A 23,300-nucleotide genomic window follows, 5' to 3' on the forward strand; every position below is an offset into this window, starting at 1 on the left:
GAATCCGGGTGATCGGTAGCCGTGGCGCCCTCTTGCCCTCCCCCCTCGTGGGGGAGGGCAAGAACTGCGGACCGCCCACGCACGCCACGCCCCGACCACGCGGGCCCATCACGCCGCCGGCACCTGGTGTCTTCTGTAGCCGGCCTCACAGGGGCCGGCTACGGAGCTTGGTATCACTTCCACTTGGCGAGGAGATCGGTCACGAGCCGCTGGACGTGCGGGTCGTACCGGGGGTCGGGGGTCTTGCACTTCGTCGGGAGCTTCGTGATCGCGTCGGCGTACGGCTTCGCGCGGTCCCCGGCGGCGTCGAGCGCGTTGAGCCCCGCGACCGCGGTGAACACGCCGTGCGCCTCGCACGACGCGAGGTCGATGAGCAGGTCGAGGGCGGCCTTCTGGTCGGCCGCGTCGCCGTACCGGGCCAGCGCCTCGGCCGCGGCGATCCGCACGTCCGGCGACGTGTCCTTGAGCGCGCCGCGGAGTTCCCCGCCGGCCGCCCTCACCGCCGCTTCGCCGCGAATCAGCATCCCCATCGCCGCCCAGTACCGCACGGCCGAGTCGCCGTCCTTGAACAGGGCGCGCAGGGCGGGGACACCATCGGGGGTGAGTTGCGAAGCGAGGTCGGCCGCCGCGAACACCTGCTTGAACGGGTACGCGCCCTCGGTGCGGGCACCGTCGTACGGCGACGCGCCGCCGAACCGCGTGCGGAACGCGCCCTCCGGCAGGAACCCGACGTCGCGGATCTCGGCCGCGAGCGCCTGTTGCGCCGTGCGGAGCGTCGCGAGCGTCGCGGCGTGCGCCGGGTCGCCCGCGAGGTTCACCACTTCATCCGGGTCGGTCCTCAGGTCGTAGAGTTCCTCGGCCGGCTTCGGCTTCCAGAACGCGGTCTGCTCGGGCTTCAGCTTGCCGGCGTCGAACAGCTCCTTCCACACGCGGGCCGTCGGCGTCTCGAACATGTACTGGACGTGCTGGCCGGGCGGCTTGTGCGGCATGTAGTTGCGGACGTACACGAACCGGCCGTCGGTCGCGCTGCGGACGAGGTCGGGCCGCTCGTCCATGCGGCCGCGGAACCCGAACAGGAACTCGCTCTTCGCCGGGTTCGGGCCGAGGAACGGCTTGCCGTGCATCCACTCGGGCACCTTCACGCCGGCCAGCGCGAGCACCGTCGGCGCGAGGTCGACGAACCCGACGCGCCGGTCCGACGTCCCGCCCGGCTTGTACTCCGGCGGCGCGAGGTGCTTGAACTTCTCGGGGACGTGGACGACGAGCGGGACGCGCAGCCCCGAGTCGCACGCCGACCGCTTGCCGCGCGGCAGGCCCGCGCCGTGGTCGGCGTAGTAGAAGACGATCGTGTCGCCGGCGAGGCCGGCGTCCGCGAGTTCCTTCAACCGCACGCCCGCGTCGGCGTCGGCCCTGCTGACCACGTCGTAGTATTGTGCCCAGTCGCGGCGGGTCTCGGGGGTGTCCGGGTGGTACGTTGGGAGCTTCACCTTGGCCGGATCGTGGACCGGCGTGTGCGGCCGCGCCCGCACCTGGCTCTCGTGGCTCTTGGTCGAGTTGAACACCGCGAAGAACGGCTGACCGGCCTTCCGGTTCCGCCAGTGCGCCTTGGCCGTCGACTCGTCCCACACAAGGCCCGGCTTCGCGAGGTTGTAGTCCTCTTTCGCGTTGTTCGTGCAGTAGTACCCCGCGTCGCGGAGGTACTGCGGGAACATCTTCTTGTCCTTCGGGAACGGCACCAGGCTCCGCATGTGCTCGCTGCCGGTCGCGGGCGGGTACAGCCCCGAGATGATCGTGGTGCGGGCCGGCGCGCACACCGGGGCGTTCGACCACACGCGGGTGAAGGTGAGCCCCTTCGCGGCGAGCGCGTCGACGTTCGGCGTCGTGGCGAACGTGTCGCCGTAGCACCCCATGTGCGGGCCGTGGTCCTCGCTGGTGAGCCAGACGATGTTCGGCCGCGGCGTGTCGTCGGCCGGTGCGGGGAGCGCGAGGAACAGGAGTGCGGCGAGTGCGGCGGGGAACCGGCCGCGGGGCAGCGCGGGGCGGGAGGCGGGCATGGCTGCTCCGGAGAGGAACCGATGTGTGGCGCGCGAGCGGTGGCAGCCGCCCGGTCACCAGGGTACACCAAGCAATAGCAGATCGCGACGGGATCGCATGCGGAAAATGCGGCGCGCCCCGGCGGAGCGAGGTGCGAGGTGCGGAGCGGCAAACCGAGTCCGGTTGCTTGGCTTCTGTAGCCGGCCTCTGTGAGGCCGGTGCTTCGGGACTCGCCAAACACCGGCCTCACAGAGGCCGGCTACAGAACAGCCGCGAATCCAACGAACGCGGCGTTACTTCGTGGCGGCCTTGGGCGCCACCTTCTTGATGCGGTAGTCCTTCCCCGGACCGTCGAGCCACTTCACGAAGGCGTCGCGGGAGACGAGACCAAAATCGACGGGCGGGGCACCGGGCGCGTTCGCGACCACGGGCGGCACCCAGGCGTCCTTGTCGGTGAGGCCCAGCGCCTGGAACGCCTGAAACGGGGTCGGCGGCTCGTCGTACCGGCGGCCGCCGGTGCTCCAGTTCCCCTCGGCGAGCGTCGCCAACAGGAGCTTGCTCTCCTCGGCGCCGAGGGCAACCTGCTCGGTCTCGCCGCCGAACGCCGGGAACTGGCGGTACTTGAGCACCACGAGCGCCGCGGCCGTGCCCCGGGCCTCCGGGGAGCCGGCCTTGAGCGCCTTCGCGGGGTCGGCGAGGACCGCCGCGACCGCCCGCACGGACTCGAGGTCCTTCTTCCCCGCCTCGGTCGTGGTCTCGATCGGGAGCGACATGCCGGGGACGACGTAGAAGTCGGCGCTCGGGTGCCTGATGAGGAACAGGATCACCTCCTGGCCCTCCTTCAGATCGGTCTGGAACCCGCCCCGCCCCTTCGGGGCGACGAAGCCGACTTTGACCTCCTTCACCTTGTCCGCGCCGATGAGCCCCTCGGTGACCGCGACCGTCGCGACCGTGTACGCGATCTTGTCCCGCGCCCCGGGGTACGGGGCGGGGGCCGCCACCGTGTCCTTCGCGACCGCTGTCACCTTGCCGGTCAGCACCGTGGGGGCCGAGACCGCCCGCTGGTTCGCGGGGAGCAGGGCGATCCGGTCGGCCCGTGCGACGTCGGCCACTCCGACGAGCGCGACCAGGGCAACGGGCACCGCGACTCGCAACACGATCGGCATAACGGTCTCCGGGGAACACGCAACGGGGCGGTCACCGGTAAGACGACGCCCGCTCCGCGGTGGATGGGACGGGGTCCAGAAATGCACGAGCCCCGGGGGAAGACCCCCGGGGCTCGGTGTGCGGTCGCGTGCGGGATCAGAATCAGAGGTTCGCCCTGGTCCCGCGGCGGCCGAACAGCAGCGACACGACGAAGAGCACCAGAAACAGGAAGAACAGGATCTTCGCGATGCCCGTGGCCTCGCTGGCGATGCCGCCGAACCCGAAGGCGGCGGAGATCAGCGCGATGACCAGGAACACGATGGCGTAGTACAACATGCGAGGTACTCGGTTGGTGTGCGGTGACAAGAACGATGCCACCGGTTGCAACTCCCGAGCCAAATTCGCTATTTCCCGTCACCGACCGCCGGAATCACCTTCATTTCTGCCAGCCACACGAGCGATTGCTCCTGCCACGCGTCCCACATCGGCCCCTTGTACCCGTTGAGCCCGTGGCCCCCGGACGCCAGTTCCAGGTACTTCGACGGCACCTTGTTCGCCTGAAGAGCGTCGTACAGCGCCTTGCTGTTCTCGGGCACCACGACGCGGTCGTCCTTGGCGTGCGCGAGGAACATCGGCGGCGTCTTCGCGGTGACCTGCTTCTCGTTCGAGAACAGCTCGACCAGCTTGTCGTCGGGCTTCGGGCCGAGCAGATTGGTGCGCGACCCGCCGTGCGTCTTCTCGCTCATCGTCACCACGGGGTAGACGAGGACCGCGAAGTCGGGCCGGCAGCCGAGCTTCGCGATCGGGTCTTCGGCCTTGGCGTCGCCGTCGTCGAAGTGGGTGGCGGCGGTGCTGGCGAGGTGTCCGCCGGCCGAGAACCCGATGATGCCGACCTTCGCCGGGTCGACGCCCCAGTCCTTCGCGTTGGCCCGCACGGTGCGGATCGCCCGCTGCGCGTCGGACAGCGGCACGGTCGGCCGGCCCTTGGGGAGCCGGTACTCGAGGACGACGCCGGTGACGCCGTGGCGGTTGAGCCACGCGGCGATGCCGTGCCCCTCGGCCCCGGTGACGAGCCCGCCGTACCCGCCGCCGGGGCAGATGACCACGGCCGCCCCGTTGGGCTTTTCGGCCCGGTGAACGGTGATGGTGGCATCGGCCTTGTCGAGCGTGCCGTCGCCGTTGGGGGCCTTGCCGTCCCACAGCTTGAGCTTGAGCGGCTCGGCCTTCTTGGGCGCGTCGGCGGGCGGCTGCGCGACCGCCGCAACGAGCGCGACAGCGGAACCGACGAGAGCGAGAGCGGTGCGAATCACGCGTTGCTCCGGGGCGGGGAGAGGGACGGCCGGAAATGAAGCAAGCCCCGGGGTTTCCCGGGGCTTGTGCGAGGTGGAGGTGAGGAGAGTTGAACTCCTGACCTCTTGAATGCCATGTCCGCGAAACAACAGCGCGAAAGCCTGGAAAACAAGGCGTTTCGTGGAGTTTTCGCGGGTCGGCACCCTCGGACAAGCCGGACAAATCTACGCCAAAAACGCCTAGAAACCGGGTAGTTGATCTCATGACCGGGTACCGTACCCGGCGTGTTCGCCTGTGCGCCTGGCGTGGCTCATCAGGGCGTAAGGGCGTCGTTGGTCCGGCCCTTCAGTTCGGTTACTATATCGCCCCGCGTCTTCTCCCGCTGCGCCTTGTCGGCCAGGGACTCGAGCGCAAGCAACTCGGTGAAGGTGAGGCGGTCCAGAACGCCGCCGATTGCCGCGAGGAGCGTGTCGCCCTCGGACCACACACTACCATACGCCAGCACGCGGTACACGGTCACCTCCTACGAACTAATTGGGTCAGCCTGTCTTGCGGGTCGGGGCCGTGGACCAGTCGAGCCGGCCCCCGCCCTTCCCCTCGCGGACGATCTGGAGCAACTTCTCGTGGGCCAGGAGTGCGGTCCCCTTGGGGCTGAGCAGGTAGATACCGTCGTACCCCTCAACTGGGATGTCCCGGATGTAGCCGGCGTCGAACAGCAGCGTGAAGGCGTTGACCCGCGCCTCGCTCGCCCCCTCGCGCAGCACCCCGACGATGTGGCGGCCGATGGCCCGCAGGATCTGCATCTGGGCGGGCGGCAGCGATTCGTGTTCCGGCGTCGTGGTCGCCATCTCCTGGCCCTCACTTCATGGGGATCGGGAACGGTTCGGCCGGGGCCGGGATGCGCTCGTGAACCACGTCGGTGGCGACGGGCGCCGGCCGCGGCGCGGGCTGTTTCCACCACTCGATCCGCTCCTGCACGAGTTGGTCCCGGAGCGCGTTCCGGTCCGCGGTCACGATGATCAGTTGCCCCTCGGCGTGGCCCCGTTCGAACGCGAGTTTCAGGTTCGTCGCCCGCTCCCGCGCGAACAACTCGTCGCACTGCTCGTGCGCGCGGATGAACAGCACCGCGGTGAGAGTCGCCCCCGTGAGGAAACTGAACAGGCCAGTGGCAACGTGAGACATGCGAACCCTCCTTGGTTAGTGGTCGGTCAGTTGCGGCCCGGCTTGGTGATCCTCACCCGCAGGGCCTCGGTCCGGTTCTCGAGCTCGATCCCCCGCCGTATCGCGACGATCAGGTAGGCCTGTGAGGCGATGGTGGACTCGCAACCGCTCACCTTCGCCGTCACTGCCGCGAGCTTGCGGGCCATGCCGCGGAACATGGGCCAGCAGAGGGCCAGGGTCAGGAGCGCGCCGAGGTAGAAGTCGCCGCCGGGCATGGTCGCCGCTCCTGGCCCACGTGGGTGGTGCGTGTACGGTCCCCGCGCGCCCGCCGCCGGTGTGGACGACCAACGGGTGGGGGATGGGCGCGCGGGGCGGGTGCGGGGTCACTTCTCGTCGTGGAGCAACTCTTCGGCGCGCAAGACGAGGGCGGTCCTCACGTCCGCGAACGTACCTTGCGGATCGTCATGGATCGCTTGGAGTTCGTGGAGATCCATGCGACTGATAAACTCTTCTCCGTCGTGGAAACGCATTTTCACGAGCGCGACACCTACAGACTGGTCGAAGGCGTAGACGCGTACCACTTCGGGGTGCGATCCGTAGTTGCACTGCAGGATCACGCGGGGCTTGGTTGAAACTGTCGGCACGGTCGGGTTCTCCAGTTGGTTTAGTGTGAATCACGGTCACACGATCTGCTGCGACTGAACCGCTGCGAGAGCATCGGCCTGTTCGATTATGTCCAGTCGATCCGGGGCAACTCGTCGCAGGCTCGCGGCGATTCTCGCCACTTCCTTAAGTCGCTCGGCCCGCACGATGCCCTCGATTCTCGCCGAGGCGACGAACGCCTTCGGGGTCTGCGACAACGAGTAATGCCGCCCGGATTCGCGGTTGAACTCGTCGTAAGTGATCCCGAAAGCGGCCATGCACTCGGCTGGGACGCTGATCGGCCACGCGCCGAGTTCGTACATCCGGAGCAGATCGACGGCCTCGCGAATCGCCGCGTGCCGCTCGCTCTGCTCCGCCCGTTCCGCTACTGCCCGCGGCGCGGCGAGCTTCGCCTGCTCGACGACCATCTCCACCATCTCGACCTTGCGCTTGGCCAGCCAGACCCCGTTCATCCCGTACTCACTCGCGCACCGAATCGCATCAGCCAGCGAGAGATCGGCGAACACGGCTCGCACCGCGTCCCAGTCTTCGATCTGGATCGCGTCCCAGATTCGTCGGCACCGTTCATTGACCACGACGGCGGCAAGTGGGGTCGCTCGCATCGCAATCTCTCCATCGCTTGATCTGCGGCCGATCACGTGAGCGACCCGATCGCCGTACCTCACACATGCTCGCCGTTGGCCCGCAGCCACGCGACGCACTCCTCGTGCGTCCCGCGGTGCGTCGTGCTGTAGATGCTCGCGGTCCAGGTGCCGTCGTCGTTGCGGGTCAAACTCACAGCGCGTCGCATGCTCACCTCACGTCGGCCAACCTTCCCGTCACCACAGCGCCACTGGGCGGACTCGAACCGCCGTCGCCGGAGCGTGCCCCGACTTACCCGCCTCGGGAGTGCCGTCACCTCGCATGCCCACTCCACCCGGAGCGAGGACCGGGCTTAAGGAATGCCGGCGACCGTTGCGGGCCAGGACGGTCGGTGTTGGCCCGCGCGCCCGCCGGAACTCGGTGGTCTGGTCAGGCCGCGACCGGGGCCGGCGCGACGAGCGGCACCGATGCGACGATCTCGTCCGTGCTCTGGCCCGCGGTGCCGAGCGACTTGTACACGACGTTCACGGCCTCGACCTTGTACCCCATGCACAGCCCGCCGGTGCGGACGACGGCCAGGGCACGCACGTCGGCCCGGCGGCGAGCCGCGAGCATGCTCCGCGTCTGGAAGGTGAGTTCGTACCGGAACCGCGCCGTCACCACCTGCACGACGAACACGCCCGCGGTACTGCGGCCGTCGCAGATGTGGCACATCTGGCGGACGCCGGCGCGGTGCCGAACGAACCCGTGACCGTCGCAGAAGGCGCAGTCGTCTTCGGGGTCGGTGCGGGTCGCGGCGGCCGGGGCGAAGCAGGTGGCGGCGTAGGGGCGTTCGCAGAGCATCGGGCGGTTCCTCCGGAGAGAAGTTGGGCGGGCGTCACAGTCGTCACAACACACACAATGCTACCATGAGTACCGTGAGTATCAAGAGCAATCATCGAGAAAAAACTCAAGTTGCTCTCTTGTCTCACGACACCCGGACGTGTAAGTTGGTTCTGAGAACTACCTTTACGCACGATGTGGGGGTGGATATGCTGAGCCTCATGAGCGAAAAGAGCGACAAGGTGCGTCTGCAAATCTTCGTTGACGTGGCGACCCGCCGCCGCCTCAAGTCATTGGCAGCAAAGCACGATCTAGACATGAGCGAACTGGGTGCGATCGTTCTCGACCACTCGCTGGGGCTGATGGAGAGTGGGAAGACACCCACGTCTCTCGATCAGGCGATTAAGCAATTCGTGAAGACGAAGACTGAGGCGAAGGGCACCGAGTAACCCGGGCCGCGACCCCTCCCCTCTCCCTGGCCTACCTGTGCCACTCGCACCTCACCCTCTCCTCACGCCACCTTCGCCGCCGACGGCGCTGCACACTCGGGCACCCGCGCGGGATGCGCCCGCAGCCACGGCAGCAGCTTCGCCCAGCACGCGACGACCGCCTCGACGTCGGCCACCGAGTACACTTCCTCGCACTCCTGGCACCGGAGGGTGTCGCCGTCGTCCAGGTCCACCGTCACGTTCGCTTCGTCGAGGCACTTCGGGCACGTCACCATCATCGCCTGGCCCTCGTTGTCGCCAAGGAAGGGGCCGCCTACCGCGAACGGCCCCGGGTCAATCGCACCTCACTTCCGCTCGGTCACCAAAATCCGCCACAACTCCGCGTGGTACTCGTCGAGCCGCCCCGCCCACCGCAGCATCATCTCGGGCGTGACAGGCTCACCCCGCTCGGCCATCGCCGCGTAGGCCTTCAGTAGCCCCGCCACCCCGCCGATCCCACGCAGAGCCATCATGTACTCCGGTTCGCTCGTCGTTGCCGTTGTCGCTTCGCTCACAGTCAGGTTCTCCAGGTTCGTGGTTCCGAATCGGCCCCCGGCACGGTGCCGGGGGCTTCCTTGCCCCGCACCATCAGCGGGCCGCCCGCTCCTCCAGGTAGCACAGGATCGTCGTCAGCCGAACGTACTGCTCATGCTCGACCGAGGGGTGCTCGCCGGCCTCGTGGGCGAGCAGGATCGCGGTGAACACGTAGTCCTTCATCTCTTCCACCTTCGCGATCATCTGGTTCGTCTTGCTCATCGTCGTCTCCGGTTGGGGCCTTGTTTGTCTCGACACCCTACTTATACGCTTCTCCGGTTTCGGAGTAAACCGGAATTCCGATTTCTTTTCCTGGTTTGTCGATGTATGATGTCGTGACGGGAACACTCGGAGGGCGCGAAGATGGATCAGGAGTACGCAACCAAGATTGCGGAGCGGTTCGGGCCGCGACTAAAAGAACTACGGGCCGCCGCCGGACTCACGCAAGCGGGACTCGCAGAGATTGCGGGGCTGCGACAGGCGAGCATCGCGGACTACGAGCGGGGCAAGACGTCGGCCGGGTGGCCGCAGGTGGTGCGGCTCGCGCACGCGCTCGGTGTCACCCCAGATACCTTCCTCCGAGAAGCGACGCCGGATAAAAATCAGAATTCCGGTTGACGTGCCGAACGGATAAGCGTATAGATACATCACAGACGCGGGGCACACGGCTCCGCGAACCAAGGGGGACGGGACGATGACGACTGCGACCGCCAACTACTACCTGATCGAGTCTACCGGCGACAACCGCCAAGTGTGGGGTCCGTACACGAGCCTGGAGCAAGCGAAGAGGGAGGCCGGTGTCCGGCACGCCGTGGTGTCCGGCAGCGGGCTCCGCAACGGGGAGACGATGACCCGCGGTGCGATGATCTCGAAGTTGGCGGCCGGCCAATTCTGGACGGTGGACGGTTCTGAGCTGAGCTAACCAACGACAGCGGCCCCGGGTGATGACCCGGGGCCGCGTCACTTCTGCACCTCGCACGTCGCTAGATGAACATGAGCAGCGACATGAGGATTTTTAGGATCGCCTGCACCACCTCCGGGTGGTCCGCGATCCACTGCACGATCCGCTGAATGAACCCGAGCAGGCCGCCGCCTCCGTCGTCCCCGATCTGTGCCCACGCGCCCGCGGAGTACGCGGCCCCGAACACCTGGCCGTCGCTGAGCCGCGCGACCGCGGCCGCGGCCTGCTCCTGCGTGAGCGGGGTCGCGTCGCCGCCGACCAGTGCGTAGCCGTCACGCTGGAGCCGCTCGCTCAGCCGGTGCCGCACGCGGTCGGCGAACAGCCGCTGCCGCGGGGTGAGCTTCGACTTGACTGCCGGGTCGGTTGCGGCCGCGACCCTGCTCTTGCAGTCGGCGCACTTGCAGCGCTCCGGGTCGCAGGTGCAGACCGTGGGACAGCACTGGCCCTCCTCGCGGCAGCAGTAGGTGACGGCGAACGGCTCCTTGGTTGCCTTCCACTTCTCAAGGAACGCTTGCGCCGGCAGCACCGACACGTTCACCGGGGTCGGCTGGACGTTGACCGGCGCGGGCAGCACCGGGGCGGGCGCGCGCTCGACGCACTTGTGACCGAACGCCCCGGCCAGGATGAGCGCCACCGCGACGACGATCTTGGCCCACGTCGGCCCGTCGGTGAAGATCGAGGTGAGCAGGTCGCGCAGGCCGAGCGGGAACCCGGGCCGCGGAGCGACGGGCGGCATCGGGTCGGGGACGACGGACGGGCCGGGAGCGTCGGCCAGGGTCACGTCGCTGCGGGGGGTCGGGGTCTTGGTGTCGGCCATGGTGAGGGTCCTCGGTGGGGTGCGTGTCAGACGGGCGCATGAAAAACCGGCCGGCCGGGGCGCGACCCCGGACCGACCGGTGCTTGTTGTCACTTCGCGGGCACGTCCACGAGTTTGTTGTCTTCGAGTTCCTTCGCTCGCTCGATGGCCCGCTTGTGGTCCGCGGCGGCGACCGGGTCGCACACGTTGAACTGGAGTTCCTTCTGCAACCACGCGGGCACGTCCGCGAGCGTGGCCTTCGGCCCGGCGGGCTTGATCCCCTGCGACCGCACGAGCGCGTCCAGGTCAAGTTTCTGTGCCTCGACGGCGGGGAGCTTGTTCTTCAGCCTCCAGTACAGCACCGCGGCCCCCAGGATCGCGGACAGGGCGTAGCCGGTCGGGCCGAGGGACTGGAGCCACACGAGTAGCGGGGTCAGGTCGGGCATGGGACGGTCCTTTCAGGTTCGGGGTTGGTCACCCGCGGGGTCACTTGCGGAAGATCAGGTAGGCAACGCCGGCGACGATCACGAGCAGGAGCAGGTTGCCGACCGTGCCGGGTTGCGGGGCCGCGGGCGGCTTCGGCTCCTCGTTCGGTTGCTTCGGGGCGGGGGGCGCGGGCTCGATCACCGGGTCCGGCGTCTTCGGCTTCGGGGCCGGCGCGGGGGCCGGCTTGGGGGCGGGGCCGTCGCTCGCGGTGAGCAGGTCCATCAGTGCGGCCGGGGTGTAGTCGGCCAGGGGGACCGCCCCCACGTCCTGGCCCACCCGCCCGGCGGCCGGCTTGCGGAGCGTCACCCCTTGGGAGAGCCCGAACTGCGCAGCCGCCCAGTGGTCCGGGGCGTAGTTCTGGACGTGCAGCTTGAGCCGCAGCGCCCCGGGGAGCTTCGCCACGTCGTCGCGGACCTTGGCGAGGAACGCCGGATCGCCGACCACGCCGAGGTTCCACCGGTCCGAGTCGTCGGCCAGGGTGAGCGCGGCCGCGAACGCCTCCTTGGTCACCCGCTCCCCGTTGTGCCGGTACGAGGTTTCGGCGTTCATCCGCGCGGCGTCCACGCCGTTCCGGGGGAACTCCGCGGCGGGCGGCTCGCTCCCGACGTTCGCGACGACCGGCACGGGGTTGGCCACGGGGAACGGCAGCGGGGCCGGCGGGCCGATCGGGGTGCCGGTCGCGACCCCGCGATCGTTGCACGCCTCGACCCGCCCGTCCGCGAACGCCGCCGCGACGCACCGGCCGTTGACCCAGAACCCCCACTCGCGGCCGTTCGTGTTCGCCCGCCACTGCCCCCCGCCGTCGGTCGCCGCGGGGACCGCGAACGGTGCGGTGGCCTGGTCCGGGGCAGCGAGGAGGCACTTCCCGTTCTTGCAGTTCTGCCCGTACACCACCGGCGGTTCGAAGTCGCCGGCGCCCGCGGCCGAGGACTGCACCGCGGGCCGCTGCGGGTACGGCGTCGGTGGGGGGCCGAGCAGCACGATGGCCCACCCGCCCCCGACCGGGAACCGCCGCCTCCCGTCGCTCGCCATGAACGCCGACCCGTCCGGCTTCACCCCGCGCCACCGGGCGAGGAAGTCGCCGCGGCTCATCCACAGGAACGTGCCGGGGAAGTTGTTGTCGAGGACGCAGGCGAGGGTGTCGTCGAGGTGGACGAGGTTGACCATGTGGCCCACCACCTCCGAGCCGTACCGCCCCGGGCCGTCCACCCCGCAGTACGTCACGCACACCATGCGCCCGGTCTTGAGCGCGAGGCGCAACACGTCCTCGTCGCCGCCGGTGTGCTGGACGTAGTTCGGGATCGGGATGCCCCGCTCCTTGCAGTAGGCGTTGAGGGTCTTCTCGAACTTGTCCGGGTACGAGCCGCCCTCGTGGTTCCTCATCCAGTCGCGGAACCCGTAGAGCTCGGCGACGGCCTGCCAGATCGCGGCGTGCCAGAGCGAGGTGTAGACGCACAGGCCGGACCCCTTCCCGGGCTCGCCCCGCGGGTTGAGCGGCGTCCGGTCGTTGCCGCCGGTGTTCCGCTTGTGCTGCGACTCGGGCAGGTCCGCGGTGGCCCGGACCCCGTCCTTGACCGGGGCCTTGGTCACCACGAACTGGCCGGTCGCGACCACGGGGTACGCGTCGGTGACGGCGTCATAGTGGCGGCCCGCGGCCGGGTCCGGGCTGCCGAGCCAGGTCGCGGCCGCGAGCAGGAACAGGGGCCAGAACGGGAGTCGCACGCGCATGGTCACTTCCTCCTCAATGGGAACAGCAGGTCGAAACTCTCGTCCTGAGTGAGCCGGGGGAGGAACTCCCGCAGCGCGAACGCGGCCCGCTCCCGGTCCGCGGTGAACAACTTTGCCGGGTCGCACAGCCAGTGCCAGGAGACGCGGCCCCGGCGGTCCGTCTCGATGCGGAGCGCGCGGCGGTCGGCCAGCCAGAGGACGACACGCACCAGAACGCGGCGGGTTCGCGACTCGCGCTTCCGCCTGCGGCAGTTGCCCCGGCACCCCATGCGAGTCCTCCGTGGGCCACGGAAAGCGGTCACCCGGTCGCGGCCGCGGTCGCGTCGTCCGGCTCGTACTGCGAGCACGCCTCGCACTCGACGGCCTGGCAGACGTTGCCCCGGCCTGCGTCGCACACGCGGGTGTCGTCGCGGCGGCACGTCTTGCACCCCACCCGCTTCACCACGCGACCCAGGTGGACGCACGGGAGCGGGCGCAGGGCGTCGGGCTTCGTATCCCCCCGGCCCTGTTCCTGGCCCAAGCTCGCGGCCGCGCTCGCAGTTGCGGCAGACGCCTCAATGACGACCTGCCCGCCGGACAGGGCAACGGCCGCCGCCGGCCCGCCGGCCCGCTCGGTCCAGTGCGGGTCGGTGCCCCAGCGGGGGTTCAGGTGGCTGGCGTGCGGGCTGCGTGGCATTTGCTCCTCATCTGACGTACACTGAGACAGCCGTCCGATTCGCACGAAAAAGGAGTGCGCATGCGAACCTTAACCACTCACCTGATCGCGGCCGGATGTGGCATCGCGATCGGTTACCTTGTGCTCGCGAGGCCACACGCCCACGACTCGCCTTCGGTGCCGGGCGTCCCGGTCAAGGTCTCAATCACCAAACTCGACATCCCCACGTTCGAGAAACTTCCCGTCGTGGTGAACCTGGAGGTCACCGGGCACACCGTCTACGACCAGAACGACAACATCACCTCGTTCGACCAGGGCCCGCCCGCCACCGGTTACCACGTCGACCTCGTTGCCCCGACCGGGCGGGTCCGACTGCGGGCGAAGCAGATCGAGTAACCCCTCCGGTCAGCACGCCCCTACAGCGGCCGTGATCGTGTACGTTGGGGTGCCCGAAATGTTCTCCGACAGCCGCACGTACATCCAGCCGGTGACCGTTGCGGTGAAGCTGGCACACCCGTCCCCGAAATCGATGCTCCCCTTGTGCGTCTTCGCATCGCACGCGGTGCCTTGGTAAAGGTCGGTGTGGTAGTTCGCGTTCGCCCCCGGGCCGCCTGCGGACACCGTCACCTTGTAGGTGTTGCCGCTCACGATGGGGTACTTGACCCAGCCCCCGTCGATCGAGTACGTCCCGTAGTCGAGGGCGACGGGGTAACCGGTTCCGAAACTGTAAACGGGTACGTCGCCCTCGATGTCCGAACACGAGGTTGCGGGTTCGGACGGCGGAGCGGTCACCGTGATCGATCCCGGGCTGCACTCCACGACGTTGCCGCAGGCGTCCGTCACCGTCACCGACGGCGAGTACCCGCCCGCCTCATCGTAGGTGTGCACCGGGTCCGATTCGTCGCTCGTCTCGTCGTCCCCGAAGTCCCACAGGTACGCGTACGGTGCGACGCCCCCGCTCGGCGTGACGCTGAACGTGAACACGGTGTCGGTGCCCCCGCTGCTGGGCGTCCGGGAACACATGGCGGTCAGTTCCTCGGCCTCGCAGCACTCGCCGAACAGACACGACTCGACCTCGGTGTAGCTCTCCACGGGGCTCCCCGCGGTGCGGTCGATCAGCAGTCCCGCCGCGTTGAAGTAGTTCGTGTACGTCACCTTCGTCTGCGTCAGCCGCAGCTTCCCCGCGACCACCGACAGGGCCGTGTTCGTGACGACCGTCTCCGTCGTCGTGTAGGCCACATCCAGGTCCACACCGAGGTAGTCACACCCGGACCCGCCGGGCACCACCACGAGCGACGACAGCGTGCCGTCCCCGGCCAGGGCGGGCACGTCCACAACGAGTTGATCGCCCTCCTCCGGGTCCGCACTGATCGTGATCCCGCACCCGAAGTTGACCCCGAGCGCGCAAATCTCGGGGTCGAAGTACAGCCCGTCGAACACCACATCGGTGAGGTCGACGGACAGCGTGTCGGTCCCCTCGTCGTAGGCCAGCCCGCACCCGAGTTCGAACGGCACGGGGAGCGGCGCGAGCGGCATGAACTCCCACTCGCGCTTGCCCCAGTGCATCCACACCCGCATGCCCTCGAACGGCTCGGCGAAGTAGTTGGTGCCGTCGTAGGTGATGGGCGTGGCCCAGTACCCACCGGCCTCGGCCCCGTCGTCGGCCCACACGCCGTCCGTCGCCGCGAGCCGCACCCACTTCCACCGGCCGCCGCTGCTGCTGGTGAGCCGGGCGAAGAACCCGACGTTGAACGCCGGCTGCCACTCGCCCCCGCCCAGGTGCAGCCACACCGACTTGCCGTTGACCGTTCCCTCCGCGACGTACACCGCCGCCCCGACCTGCTCGGCCGTGGTGTCGAAGTCCCAGCGGAGCGTCGGGGCGTCCTCCGTGTTCGCGGTGTAGATGCCGTTGCTACCGGGGCTGGTCTGGTTCTTGACGAGGATCGGGTCGCGGAGGGCCAGTTCGACGGCGTCGTGCGTGGTGCCCACCAGGAACCCGGCCTCGAAGTCCGCGTTCTGCGTCGTGGCGCACCGCACGACCGCCTTCCACGGCCCGTCGCACCCGCACGGCCGGTGCCGCACGATCACCATGTTCATGACGTCCTCGCCGAGCGAGCCGGCGAAGATGACCGTGCTCTCGACGGCCGCCGAGCCGATGGCGAGCGTGATCGCGGTGCCGGCCATCGTCTGGTCGGGTGGGTCCGCGGTCACGTCCACGTCGGAGCCGGTCACGTCGACCGCGTAGTACTCGCCGCCGCGGTGCTCGGCCGAGCCGTAGACCTGCTTGTACCCGGCCGCGGGGAGGAACGGCACGGTCACGCTGCGGATGTACGCCCGCGCGGCCGCCTGGTCGGTGACGCCGGCGAACACTGGCGGGTCGTAAATGGGCGGGTCGGCCGAAGGGAATCGCACCCCTTCCTTCGGCCACGGCCACCACTCGTCGGTGTCGAGCGACTGGCCGACAACGAGGTAGTCGGTGATGTTGAAGAAGTCGCTCCCGTCGCCGAGCACGAAGTGGGCGTGGGCACCGGACGGGATCGCCCCGAGCGTGCCGATGGTGGCCCGCGGGGCGAGCACGTCCCCCGCCGCGACGTCCACGGTCCCGAGGTGGTGGTACTCGGTGTACCACTCCAGCCCGCACGGCGGGTCCGGGGTCTGGTCGGCCGCTGCGCCCCCGCCGGTCAGCAGGACGAGGGCCAGGGTGGTGCCGCTCGGTGGCGTCCCCCCGGCACCGGTCCAGAGGATCCGCGCGGCCCCGGGGGTCGCGGACGAGACGAGGAACCGGTGCTCGAGGTTTTCGGGGTTGGCCCAGCCGTCGCCAGGGGCCATCATCTTGACGTAGCACGGGGTGACCCCCGCGATGACCGCGGTCACGATGCCGCCCGTTTCGCACGGCCCGGACGCGACCGCGACCGCCTTCGCTCCGGTCGGAATGACCCCCTGGAACGCGGTGTTGTCAACGAGGTTGACCGGGTCCGCGTGGGCTGGGACGAGCGGCTCGCCGATCTCGACGACGTGGTACGCCTCGCCGAACGTGCTGACGGTGTTCTCCACCCACACCGTCGTCGCGACCCCGACCGGTTCCGGCATGCCCAGCGACCCGGCGGCCCCCCGCGACCGCTTGGCCGCCTTCACCGTGTCGATGACGTCGTTCCACGTCTGAGCGCGGACCCGAACCGGGTCGCGGCGGCTCAGTTTGTACTCGTTCCCGGAACTCATGGCTCAGGCTCCGATCCCGAGGAGTCCGAAGTCCACCGCGTCGCACACCCGCTCGACGTAGGCCGCGTCCGGTTGCCGCACGAACTTGTTGCGGTCCACCGCGGGGCTGTACGAGCACCACAGGTACTCGGACCCGTTCTTGATCGAGACCGTGAGCCCCGGGCAAATGACCACGTTGGTCAGGTTGGGGCGGTCCAGGAACTTGAACGTCACCTTGGCCCGCCGGGTGTCGTCGATCTGGCAGTTGCCCCCCATGAAGACCTGCGACCGCGCGGGCTTGCCGTAGAACGCCGCGTGGTTCGTGCTCCCCACCATCGCCTTGACGACGTCGATGTAGGCCAGGGTGACCGACTGGAACGTCACGGTCCGCGACCACTCCAGGTTCGGGCTGATCCGCTCGCACCCCTCGACGCCGTCCCGGGTGACGCCGATCGCCCCCTTGTAGTCCGGCGCGTCGGTGCCGGTCCCGTCGCCGTCGCGGAGGTACCGCCCGGTCGTCTCCTTGCTCTGCGTGATCTTCTCGGTGACGCCGGTGAAGTCGAAACTGTACTCGGGGCCGAGCGGGTCGTTCGGCCCCGGGGCGGCGGCCACGGGCGTGGGCGGGCCGACGATCCCGACCGCCGGGTACAGCGGGGCGGCGTCCGGCCCGTAGTTCGCCGTGGCCCGCCAGAACTTGCCCCCGAGGGTCCAGTGCGTGAAGTCGAGCCGGGTGAGCGGGTTGGTCTTGAACGTGAACGCCGCCGGGATCGCCGCGTCGAACGCGGTCCGCGACTCCGCGTCGTCGTCGGTCCCGTACCCGACGAACTCCAGCACGCCCTGTTCGCGGTCCTTGGAGTAAGTCCAGTGCCGCGAGTCGAACATTTCCTGGATGGTGATGGCCACGGTCTACCCTCACGTTGCGAACAGGCCGTTCGTGTCCCGGATCTCTTCGAGCAGCCCGACCGCCTTGTCGAGCCGGTCCACCTGCTGCTTCCCGTAGTTGTTGCCGGGGGCCATGCCGCCGAACGCCTGCGAGAAGTCCGCCGCCTGGTACGCCCCCTTGACCGCGTCCCCGAGTTGCTCCGATCGCCCGGCGATGCTCGCGGCGACCCGCCCGCCGAGTTCCGGGCTCGCGGCCAGTTTCGCGGCCCCGCCCACGCCGCCGCTCAGGGCGTCGATGGCCGCGGCGTCGATGGACAGTCGCTCCGTGATCTCGCGGATCCGCTCGCGGAGCGGGACCGCCTTGTCCGCCTCGGCCTTGCGGGTCGCGGCCTGCTCCGTCATCGTGCGGTTCTTCGCGGCCTCGAGCTCGCGGACGATCCCGGCGACCGCCTCGTTCTTGTTCTGCTCGATCTGCTCCTTGCGGGCGTTGATGTCCCGCTGCATCTCGTCGGCCTTGCCGGACGTGATGCGGAGCAGGTCCGACGCCTTGAGGGCCGGGACGATCATCGCTTCGATGAACACGAGTAGCTTGGTTTCGAGGAACGCCTGCGTCTTCTGCCACGCCACGAGCACCCACTCCATGAGCGCCCGCCAGGCGTCCCGGAACAGGTTCGTGAAGTGGTGCCAGGGCGCGAGGAGCCCGGACACGAAGTCGTGCCACAGGGCCTCCATCGCCAAGAGCGCGATCTCCCAGGCGCCCCGGAGCGACCCGACCTTGAACGCGGCCAGGATGCCGTCGACCGCGGCCCCGACCGTCTCCATCATGCGGCTGAACGCCGCACCGATCTCGGCCGCGACCGCCCGCCCCACCTCGGACGTGCGGAGCCACTTCTCGATCAGGACGCCGGCCAGGATCGCCACCCACGTGAGCGGGTTGAGCAGGAGGCCGACCGCGGCGACGAGGGCCTTCACGGCGACGGCGGCGAGGAAGAACAACTTCACCACGCCGACGATCACCAGCCCGGCCGCGCCCAGCGCGATGAGCCCCACCACAACGGCCCCAATGGTCGCCGCGAGCCCGCGGTTCTCGCCGATCCACTCCGTCGCCCGGTTGGCCACCCACTGGACGCCCGCGGCGGCCGCGGACAGCGCGGGGGCAAGCACCTCGCCGACCGAGATCGCCGCACTCTCGGCGGCACCGCGCATCCGCCGCCACGCCCCGCCGATGCCGGCGTCCATCTGGGCCGCGGTCCGCTCGGCCGTCCCGCCCGCGTCGGCGAGCGCCGCCTCGAGGTCCTTCACGTTCACCGTGGCGCTCCCGAGCCCCGCCGCGGACGTGATCCCGAGCAGCCCGAAGAACTCGTTGAGCTTCTCGATCTTCTGGCCGCCCGACAGCCCGGCCATGCTCGCCTGGATGTCGCCGATGACGTCGATGACCGGCCGCAGTTCCCCCGCGGCGTCGCGGCCGGTCACCCCGAACAGGCGGTTCAGGTCGGCCTCGTTCGCCCCGAGCAGCACCTGCATGCGGCGGAGCGCGGTCCCGGCCTCGCTCCCGCGGATGCCGAGGTTGCCGAGCGCGGCGGACAGGGCCAGCGCCTTGTCGAGCGACATGCCGAACTGGTTCGCGACCGGCGCGACGTACTGGAACGTCTCGGCCAGCCCCGCGAGGTTGATCGCGCTCTTGTTGGCCGCGACCGCGAACTTGTCGGCGATCGCCGTCGCGGCCTCGGCGGGCAGCTTGAACGTGTTGAGCGCGTCGGCCATCCCCTGGGCGGCGATGGCCGGGTCGGCGTCGCCGGCGCGGGCCAGGTTGAGGACGGCCGGGGCCATCGCGATGACCTGGTCCGGGTTGAAGCCCGCTGTGCCGAGCACGTTCATGAGCTTCGCGACCTCGGTGGCCGTGTACCCGCTCGTGCGACCGAGCGCCATGGCCGACGCCCGGAGCCGGTCGAACTGGTCCGCGGTCGCCTCGGTGCGCGCGCCGACCGCGCGGATGGCGTCGTCGAAGTTCAGGTACGTGGCGACCACCGGCGTCAGCGCGGCCCCTGCGAGCACCGCCGCGCCGCCGATCTGCCTCAGCCCGTCGTTGATCTGGTTCACGGCGCGGAACGTGGCGCGGAACCGCCCCTCGAAGCGCTTGAGGGCGGCGAGCGCCGGCGCGTCGTCGGCGGTGAGTTGCACGTACGCCTCACCGGCCTTGATGGCGTTTACGCTCGCCACGGTCCGTGCCCCCTGGGTGCTGTGCTACCCCGACCCGCCGGCCGCCTCCGGCCCGTGCGTCTCGACGCGGACCGTCCCGTCCGGGAACCGCGTCGCCACCACCCGGCCGCCGTCGGGCAGCCGCTTCTCGGTCACCTCGACCGCGGCCCCGGCCACCTGGCCCTTCTGGATCGCGATCTGCCGCAGCGCCGCGCCGATCGCCGCGAACCCCTCCTTCGACTCCTCCCGGCGCTGCTCCTCGGTCTTCGGGTAGTTCGCGTTGCGGTACGGGTTGGCGCTGTACGGCCGCAGCTTCCCCGCGAACGACGCCCCCAGGTGGCAGACGGTGGCGATGGCGACGTCGTGGTCGCTCTCCCGCCGGGCGTTGGCCATCCGGAGCAGCTTCCGCATGGTCAGCCCGTGGGGGTCGACCCCGACGACGCCGGCGAGGTCGTAGCAGGTGTCGAGGAGATGCTGCGTTCCATCTCCCGGCCCACCGCCGCCTCGATCTCCGCGTCCATCTTCCGCAGCAGTTCGGGCAGCCGCCCCTGGATCGCCCTGCCCGCCGACGACCGGGGGAAGAAAAGCAGGATCGCTTCGAGCAGCGCGTTGGTCGCCGCGTCGAGCGTCTCCCGGTCCAGCCGGCGGCCGAACGCGCGGGGGTCGATCCCCCGGGCCTGCGCCTGGTCCTCGCACAGCACCCACAGCACCTGCGCGATCTTCCGCGGGGTCTGGAACAGCGCCGCGGCGGCCCCGTCCGGGCGGGCCACGAGGCTCTCGATGTCGAAGTCGGCGTCCTCCTTGACCCGCTCGAGGTCGCCGACGGTGAACCGGATCTCCCACTCCTGGCCCGCGCTGTCTTTGAACTTCGCCACCGGGTCTCTCCTCGTGGTTCGTGTGGGCCAGGGCCGGGGGTCACGGCTTCGCGTACTCGGCCGCGACCCACCCCGTGTTCTTGTCGAACGCCGGCTTCATGTACGGGTGCCGCCGGTACCGCCGCGCCTTCCCCCGCCGCGTGATCGTCCCGCCCTGTTCGAGCACGAGCGGGACGTGCCGGTCCTGCGTGCGCTGCAACCGGACCGGGCCGGTGACGACGCTCTTCGTGTCCGCGTCGTACCCGAAGAACAGCATCCGCTTGAGCAGCTTCTTCCCGCGCGCCCGCGGCGGCGCGCCGGGCTTCGCGTAGGTCTCGACCCGCACGTCGCCGCGCTTGGGGTCGTCCTTCATGCTCGTCTGGGCCGAGCGGCGGGTGTACGCCCCGAACTTCGACAGCACCCGCCGCGTCTTCCGGTCCAGCCGGCGGACCGCGGGGCTCGCGTCGAAGAACATCGACCGCATCTTGGCGTAGTTCGCGTGCGGCACGGGTCACCCGAAGGCGTAGTAGGTGAGCGCCCCGAGCGACCCGGTCACCTGCGCCATCGCCGGGATCGTCGGCGTGCCGCTGTAGTCCGCGGGCACCTCCATCGACGGCTCGATGCTGAACTCCTTGAAGATCACGGCCTGGAGGCCCTGGTCCTCGCCGAAGTCGAACACCTTGCCGAAGAACCGGTAGCCGTTCGAGCCGATGGTGAGGAGCGGCCCGTCGAGGACGAGGATGTCGAGGACCGCGTTGGTCCGGTGGGCCAGTTGGAGCAACTGGTACGCGCGGTCGGTGACGAGCTTGCGGACCTTGCCCTCGAGGTTGAGGGCCAGGTTGGTCGGCTCGTTGGTCTGGAGCCGGCCCCGGCGGACCGAGGACTCGCCCTTGTTCCAGATCGAGTTGACCTTGTTGTCGCTGATCAGGTCGGCGAGTGCCCAAACCGGCGTGGCGGTCGTGCCGCCCCCGCCGAGGCCGAGGACCGTCGTGTCGTTGAGGAGCAGTTCGGACGTGATCCCGAGTCCCATGTGATGTCCCCCGTGTGGTGTGCAGTGCGGGCCGGGCTCACCGCCGCAGCTTGCGGAACGTCGTCTCGATCTCGGACCAGAACATCTTCTTCTCGCGGAGCGACTTCAGGTCGTACACGGTCGTCACGTCGATGTCCTGGAGCCAGAACTCGCTGAGCGGGAGCGGCTGGGTGATCTGGCTGAGCGGTTGGTAGATCAGTTGGTCCACCACGCCCACCCGCTCGTCGAGCCACGCCTTCGGCACCTTCCCGCCCGGCACCGCGTACCGCTCGGCCACGACGATCACCACCTCCGCGTCGAAGTTGTCCTCGGCCCGGGTCGCCGGCCCCTCGCGGACGTAGTCCACGGGGAACACGTTGACGTGCAGCCCGGTCATGCTCGCGGTGTCGAACGACACCTCGTACTCGCGGGTGACCGTCGCGGCCCGCCCCGCCGCGGCGAACCCGCCGGCGAGGGTCTCCACCACCCAGTCGGCGAAGGCCAGGACGTCAACCGGCATGGGTCACCCGCTTCGTGTGGACCCGGAGCGTCGTCCGCTGCGGGTCCGAGTACCGGAACTCGGGCTCGTCGTTGAACGGGAGCACTTCGAACCGCTGCGTCCCGCCCGGGGCCGGGAGTACCTCGACGAAGTAGTCCCCGCGGGCCGGCTCGAACGGGACGCCGGCGAGGGCCAGGTCCGCGGCCGGGATCAGGTAGTCGCGGTCGGACCAGATGACCCGGGACTGCTGGGTCGCGTCCGAGACGCGGTACATCGTCCGGCCGACCCACGCCTTGCCCGTCAGGTCGACCGTCTCCCCGGCGGCGCTCGCCCGGACGTAGGTGAGCGCGCCGGCCGTCTTGCCCGCGGCCCGGAGCCGCGCGACGAGTGCCGCCTGCCCGCGGCTCAGTTGGCTCATGGGTGCGTCCCGAAGACGGCGCACGCCTTCATGACGGCGGCCGAGGTCGACCCGTGGGAGAACTTCACGGCACTGGTGACGACGCCGGCCAGGGGGTTGTCGCCGGCCGCGCCCGTGGCCCACACCTTGCCCCGCCCGGCCGTGGTGATGCGGAACGTCGCCGGGGTCACCTCGGCGTCGGCGTCGTCGAGGAACACGACGTAGGCGTCCGCGACTTCGGAAGACACGCCGAACCCGCGGACCGTGTCGCCGTCCACGACGAACTCGACCGAGACCGGCTTCATCGCCGTGACCACGGTGGACACGACGGGCAGGTCGTCGCCGCTGCCGCCGTCCACGGTGACCGCGTTCGTGGCGACGGTCGCGGTCATGCCGCGGCGCGACCCGCCGGACCAGAACACGTCGATCACGTCCGTGGAGATGAACCCGTGCCCGCCGGCCATCGTCAGGACGCCGGTGTTCGCGTCGGTGCGGGCCGTGAGGGTGCCGGACTTCGCGGCCGGGACGCTCGGCGTGGTCCGCTCGATGGACGCGCCGGTGACCGAGATGAGTTCGGTGAACTGGTCGTTGTTGCCGGTCACCGCGGTGCTGTTGAGCGTCATCGTCTCGGGCATGGTCGGTCCCCCTTGAGGGTCGGCGGTGAATGGTCGGTCCGGGTGCGCCGGAGGTTCGGAGCGGCTGAGTCGCTCCCGTCAGTCGTTGAGTTTGGCCAACTCCCCGCTCACCCACTGGTGCCGCCCGGTGACCGCGGCGAGGTCGCGGTGCAGCGCCTCGATCTGGAGCGCGAGCCGCTGGGCGGTCTGCTCCAGGCTCGCGGCCTCCTGCTGGTACGCCTGGCGGCGGAGGTCGGCGGTCGGGGCGAGGGGGTCGACGTTCGCTTCGGTCACGGGTATCG

Annotated in this window: 35 protein-coding genes; 4 read left to right on the forward strand and 31 right to left on the reverse strand. The window is 69.6% G+C overall.

Annotation, left to right across the window (positions count from 1 at the left end; all coding sequences use genetic code 11):
- Window positions 1-173 precede the first annotated feature (173 nt).
- The 12 genes from ACTIGN_RS11790 to ACTIGN_RS11845 all read right to left on the reverse strand — a co-directional run bounded on the left by ACTIGN_RS11790 (window position 174) and on the right by ACTIGN_RS11845 (window position 7,719).
- Window positions 174-2,054: a sulfatase-like hydrolase/transferase gene (locus ACTIGN_RS11790; RefSeq protein WP_439624013.1), complete on the reverse strand. Its 1,881-nt coding sequence runs from the start codon at window positions 2,052-2,054 to the stop codon at window positions 174-176.
- Window positions 2,055-2,327: 273 nt separating this feature from the next.
- Complete coding sequence (locus ACTIGN_RS11795; protein ID WP_439624015.1) at window positions 2,328-3,200, reverse strand: hypothetical protein; 873 nt, start codon at window positions 3,198-3,200, stop codon at window positions 2,328-2,330.
- A 142-nt stretch (window positions 3,201-3,342) separates the two neighbouring features.
- On the reverse strand, window positions 3,343-3,516 hold the full coding sequence (locus ACTIGN_RS11800) for a DUF1328 domain-containing protein (RefSeq protein ID WP_439624017.1): 174 nt from the start codon (window positions 3,514-3,516) through the stop codon (window positions 3,343-3,345).
- A 68-nt stretch (window positions 3,517-3,584) separates the two neighbouring features.
- Window positions 3,585-4,490 (reverse strand): alpha/beta hydrolase, encoded by a 906-nt coding sequence (locus tag ACTIGN_RS11805; RefSeq protein ID WP_439624019.1) that lies wholly within the window; start codon window positions 4,488-4,490, stop codon window positions 3,585-3,587.
- Window positions 4,491-4,783: 293 nt separating this feature from the next.
- Window positions 4,784-4,984, reverse strand: coding sequence for a hypothetical protein (locus ACTIGN_RS11810; protein WP_439624021.1), 201 nt, complete (start codon window positions 4,982-4,984; stop codon window positions 4,784-4,786).
- Window positions 4,985-5,009: 25 nt separating this feature from the next.
- Entirely contained in the window at window positions 5,010-5,318 is a 309-nt protein-coding gene (locus tag ACTIGN_RS11815; RefSeq protein WP_439624023.1) for a hypothetical protein, read from the reverse strand.
- A gap of 10 nt (window positions 5,319-5,328) precedes the next feature.
- Complete coding sequence (locus tag ACTIGN_RS11820) at window positions 5,329-5,652, reverse strand: hypothetical protein (protein ID WP_439624025.1); 324 nt, start codon at window positions 5,650-5,652, stop codon at window positions 5,329-5,331.
- Window positions 5,653-5,678: 26 nt separating this feature from the next.
- Complete coding sequence (locus tag ACTIGN_RS11825) at window positions 5,679-5,906, reverse strand: hypothetical protein (protein ID WP_439624027.1); 228 nt, start codon at window positions 5,904-5,906, stop codon at window positions 5,679-5,681.
- Between the two features lie 108 nt (window positions 5,907-6,014).
- Window positions 6,015-6,275 (reverse strand): hypothetical protein, encoded by a 261-nt coding sequence (locus tag ACTIGN_RS11830; RefSeq protein WP_439624029.1) that lies wholly within the window; start codon window positions 6,273-6,275, stop codon window positions 6,015-6,017.
- A 36-nt stretch (window positions 6,276-6,311) separates the two neighbouring features.
- Window positions 6,312-6,896: a hypothetical protein gene (locus ACTIGN_RS11835; protein ID WP_439624031.1), complete on the reverse strand. Its 585-nt coding sequence runs from the start codon at window positions 6,894-6,896 to the stop codon at window positions 6,312-6,314.
- Between the two features lie 59 nt (window positions 6,897-6,955).
- Window positions 6,956-7,084, reverse strand: a complete 129-nt coding sequence (locus ACTIGN_RS11840) for a hypothetical protein (RefSeq protein WP_439624033.1) — start codon at window positions 7,082-7,084, stop codon at window positions 6,956-6,958.
- Window positions 7,085-7,305: 221 nt separating this feature from the next.
- Window positions 7,306-7,719: a hypothetical protein gene (locus ACTIGN_RS11845; RefSeq protein ID WP_439624035.1), complete on the reverse strand. Its 414-nt coding sequence runs from the start codon at window positions 7,717-7,719 to the stop codon at window positions 7,306-7,308.
- Window positions 7,720-7,907: 188 nt separating this feature from the next.
- On the opposite strand from ACTIGN_RS11845, the gene ACTIGN_RS11850 reads away from it, so the two are divergent.
- The gene (locus ACTIGN_RS11850) at window positions 7,908-8,147 is read left to right on the forward strand and encodes a hypothetical protein (RefSeq protein WP_439624036.1); all 240 of its coding nucleotides are present in this window, start codon (window positions 7,908-7,910) and stop codon (window positions 8,145-8,147) included.
- A 62-nt stretch (window positions 8,148-8,209) separates the two neighbouring features.
- Here ACTIGN_RS11850 and ACTIGN_RS11855 read toward each other — a convergent pair whose 3' ends face one another.
- From ACTIGN_RS11855 to ACTIGN_RS11865, 3 genes are all read right to left on the reverse strand, one after another.
- The gene (locus tag ACTIGN_RS11855; RefSeq protein ID WP_439624038.1) at window positions 8,210-8,425 is read right to left on the reverse strand and encodes a hypothetical protein; all 216 of its coding nucleotides are present in this window, start codon (window positions 8,423-8,425) and stop codon (window positions 8,210-8,212) included.
- A 66-nt stretch (window positions 8,426-8,491) separates the two neighbouring features.
- Complete coding sequence (locus ACTIGN_RS11860; RefSeq protein WP_439624040.1) at window positions 8,492-8,659, reverse strand: hypothetical protein; 168 nt, start codon at window positions 8,657-8,659, stop codon at window positions 8,492-8,494.
- A gap of 115 nt (window positions 8,660-8,774) precedes the next feature.
- A complete protein-coding gene (locus ACTIGN_RS11865) occupies window positions 8,775-8,942 on the reverse strand; it encodes a hypothetical protein (RefSeq protein ID WP_439624041.1) in 168 nt (55 codons plus the stop codon).
- A 141-nt stretch (window positions 8,943-9,083) separates the two neighbouring features.
- Between ACTIGN_RS11865 and ACTIGN_RS11870 the strand changes: the two genes are divergently transcribed.
- Both ACTIGN_RS11870 and ACTIGN_RS11875 read left to right on the forward strand, forming a co-directional pair.
- Complete coding sequence (locus tag ACTIGN_RS11870) at window positions 9,084-9,338, forward strand: helix-turn-helix domain-containing protein (RefSeq protein WP_439624043.1); 255 nt, start codon at window positions 9,084-9,086, stop codon at window positions 9,336-9,338.
- 76 nt (window positions 9,339-9,414) lie between these two features.
- Window positions 9,415-9,642 carry a hypothetical protein gene (locus ACTIGN_RS11875; protein ID WP_439624045.1) on the forward strand — a complete coding sequence of 76 codons (228 nt, stop codon included), beginning with the start codon at window positions 9,415-9,417 and terminating at the stop codon, window positions 9,640-9,642.
- A 61-nt stretch (window positions 9,643-9,703) separates the two neighbouring features.
- Here ACTIGN_RS11875 and ACTIGN_RS11880 read toward each other — a convergent pair whose 3' ends face one another.
- The 5 genes from ACTIGN_RS11880 to ACTIGN_RS11900 form a co-directional block, all read right to left on the reverse strand.
- Window positions 9,704-10,498: a hypothetical protein gene (locus tag ACTIGN_RS11880; protein ID WP_439624047.1), complete on the reverse strand. Its 795-nt coding sequence runs from the start codon at window positions 10,496-10,498 to the stop codon at window positions 9,704-9,706.
- An 89-nt stretch (window positions 10,499-10,587) separates the two neighbouring features.
- Window positions 10,588-10,923 carry a hypothetical protein gene (locus tag ACTIGN_RS11885; RefSeq protein WP_439624049.1) on the reverse strand — a complete coding sequence of 112 codons (336 nt, stop codon included), beginning with the start codon at window positions 10,921-10,923 and terminating at the stop codon, window positions 10,588-10,590.
- Between the two features lie 40 nt (window positions 10,924-10,963).
- Entirely contained in the window at window positions 10,964-12,691 is a 1,728-nt protein-coding gene (locus tag ACTIGN_RS11890) for a hypothetical protein (protein WP_439624051.1), read from the reverse strand.
- A 2-nt stretch (window positions 12,692-12,693) separates the two neighbouring features.
- Window positions 12,694-12,960, reverse strand: a complete 267-nt coding sequence (locus ACTIGN_RS11895; RefSeq protein ID WP_439624052.1) for a hypothetical protein — start codon at window positions 12,958-12,960, stop codon at window positions 12,694-12,696.
- Between the two features lie 29 nt (window positions 12,961-12,989).
- Entirely contained in the window at window positions 12,990-13,367 is a 378-nt protein-coding gene (locus ACTIGN_RS11900; RefSeq protein ID WP_439624054.1) for a hypothetical protein, read from the reverse strand.
- Between the two features lie 60 nt (window positions 13,368-13,427).
- Here ACTIGN_RS11900 and ACTIGN_RS11905 point away from each other — a divergent pair, with 60 nt between their 5' ends.
- On the forward strand, window positions 13,428-13,742 hold the full coding sequence (locus ACTIGN_RS11905; protein WP_439624056.1) for a hypothetical protein: 315 nt from the start codon (window positions 13,428-13,430) through the stop codon (window positions 13,740-13,742).
- Window positions 13,743-13,751: 9 nt separating this feature from the next.
- Here ACTIGN_RS11905 and ACTIGN_RS11910 read toward each other — a convergent pair whose 3' ends face one another.
- The 11 genes from ACTIGN_RS11910 to ACTIGN_RS11960 form a co-directional block, all read right to left on the reverse strand.
- Window positions 13,752-16,565 carry a PKD domain-containing protein gene (locus tag ACTIGN_RS11910; protein WP_439624058.1) on the reverse strand — a complete coding sequence of 938 codons (2,814 nt, stop codon included), beginning with the start codon at window positions 16,563-16,565 and terminating at the stop codon, window positions 13,752-13,754.
- A 3-nt stretch (window positions 16,566-16,568) separates the two neighbouring features.
- Window positions 16,569-17,447 carry a hypothetical protein gene (locus ACTIGN_RS11915; protein WP_439624060.1) on the reverse strand — a complete coding sequence of 293 codons (879 nt, stop codon included), beginning with the start codon at window positions 17,445-17,447 and terminating at the stop codon, window positions 16,569-16,571.
- Between the two features lie 9 nt (window positions 17,448-17,456).
- Window positions 17,457-19,646: a phage tail tape measure protein gene (locus tag ACTIGN_RS11920; RefSeq protein WP_439624062.1), complete on the reverse strand. Its 2,190-nt coding sequence runs from the start codon at window positions 19,644-19,646 to the stop codon at window positions 17,457-17,459.
- A gap of 24 nt (window positions 19,647-19,670) precedes the next feature.
- The gene (locus tag ACTIGN_RS11925; RefSeq protein WP_439624063.1) at window positions 19,671-20,036 is read right to left on the reverse strand and encodes a hypothetical protein; all 366 of its coding nucleotides are present in this window, start codon (window positions 20,034-20,036) and stop codon (window positions 19,671-19,673) included.
- Window positions 20,037-20,038: 2 nt separating this feature from the next.
- Window positions 20,039-20,500, reverse strand: coding sequence for a hypothetical protein (locus ACTIGN_RS11930; protein ID WP_439624065.1), 462 nt, complete (start codon window positions 20,498-20,500; stop codon window positions 20,039-20,041).
- A 40-nt stretch (window positions 20,501-20,540) separates the two neighbouring features.
- Window positions 20,541-20,987, reverse strand: a complete 447-nt coding sequence (locus ACTIGN_RS11935) for a hypothetical protein (RefSeq protein WP_439624067.1) — start codon at window positions 20,985-20,987, stop codon at window positions 20,541-20,543.
- A 3-nt stretch (window positions 20,988-20,990) separates the two neighbouring features.
- On the reverse strand, window positions 20,991-21,509 hold the full coding sequence (locus ACTIGN_RS11940; protein WP_439624068.1) for a hypothetical protein: 519 nt from the start codon (window positions 21,507-21,509) through the stop codon (window positions 20,991-20,993).
- Between the two features lie 37 nt (window positions 21,510-21,546).
- On the reverse strand, window positions 21,547-22,008 hold the full coding sequence (locus ACTIGN_RS11945; RefSeq protein WP_439624070.1) for a hypothetical protein: 462 nt from the start codon (window positions 22,006-22,008) through the stop codon (window positions 21,547-21,549).
- Window positions 21,998-22,405 (reverse strand): hypothetical protein, encoded by a 408-nt coding sequence (locus ACTIGN_RS11950; protein ID WP_439624072.1) that lies wholly within the window; start codon window positions 22,403-22,405, stop codon window positions 21,998-22,000. The genes ACTIGN_RS11945 and ACTIGN_RS11950 overlap by 11 nt, the downstream gene beginning before the upstream one ends.
- Entirely contained in the window at window positions 22,402-23,019 is a 618-nt protein-coding gene (locus ACTIGN_RS11955) for a hypothetical protein (RefSeq protein WP_439624074.1), read from the reverse strand. Before ACTIGN_RS11955 ends, ACTIGN_RS11950 begins: the two co-directional genes overlap by 4 nt.
- A 78-nt stretch (window positions 23,020-23,097) precedes the next feature.
- A complete protein-coding gene (locus ACTIGN_RS11960; RefSeq protein WP_439624076.1) occupies window positions 23,098-23,292 on the reverse strand; it encodes a hypothetical protein in 195 nt (64 codons plus the stop codon).
- Between the last annotated feature and the right edge of the window lie 8 nt (window positions 23,293-23,300).

The sequence above is a fragment of the Gemmata sp. genome (assembly GCF_051859125.1).
Lineage (GTDB): Bacteria > Planctomycetota > Planctomycetia > Gemmatales > Gemmataceae > Gemmata.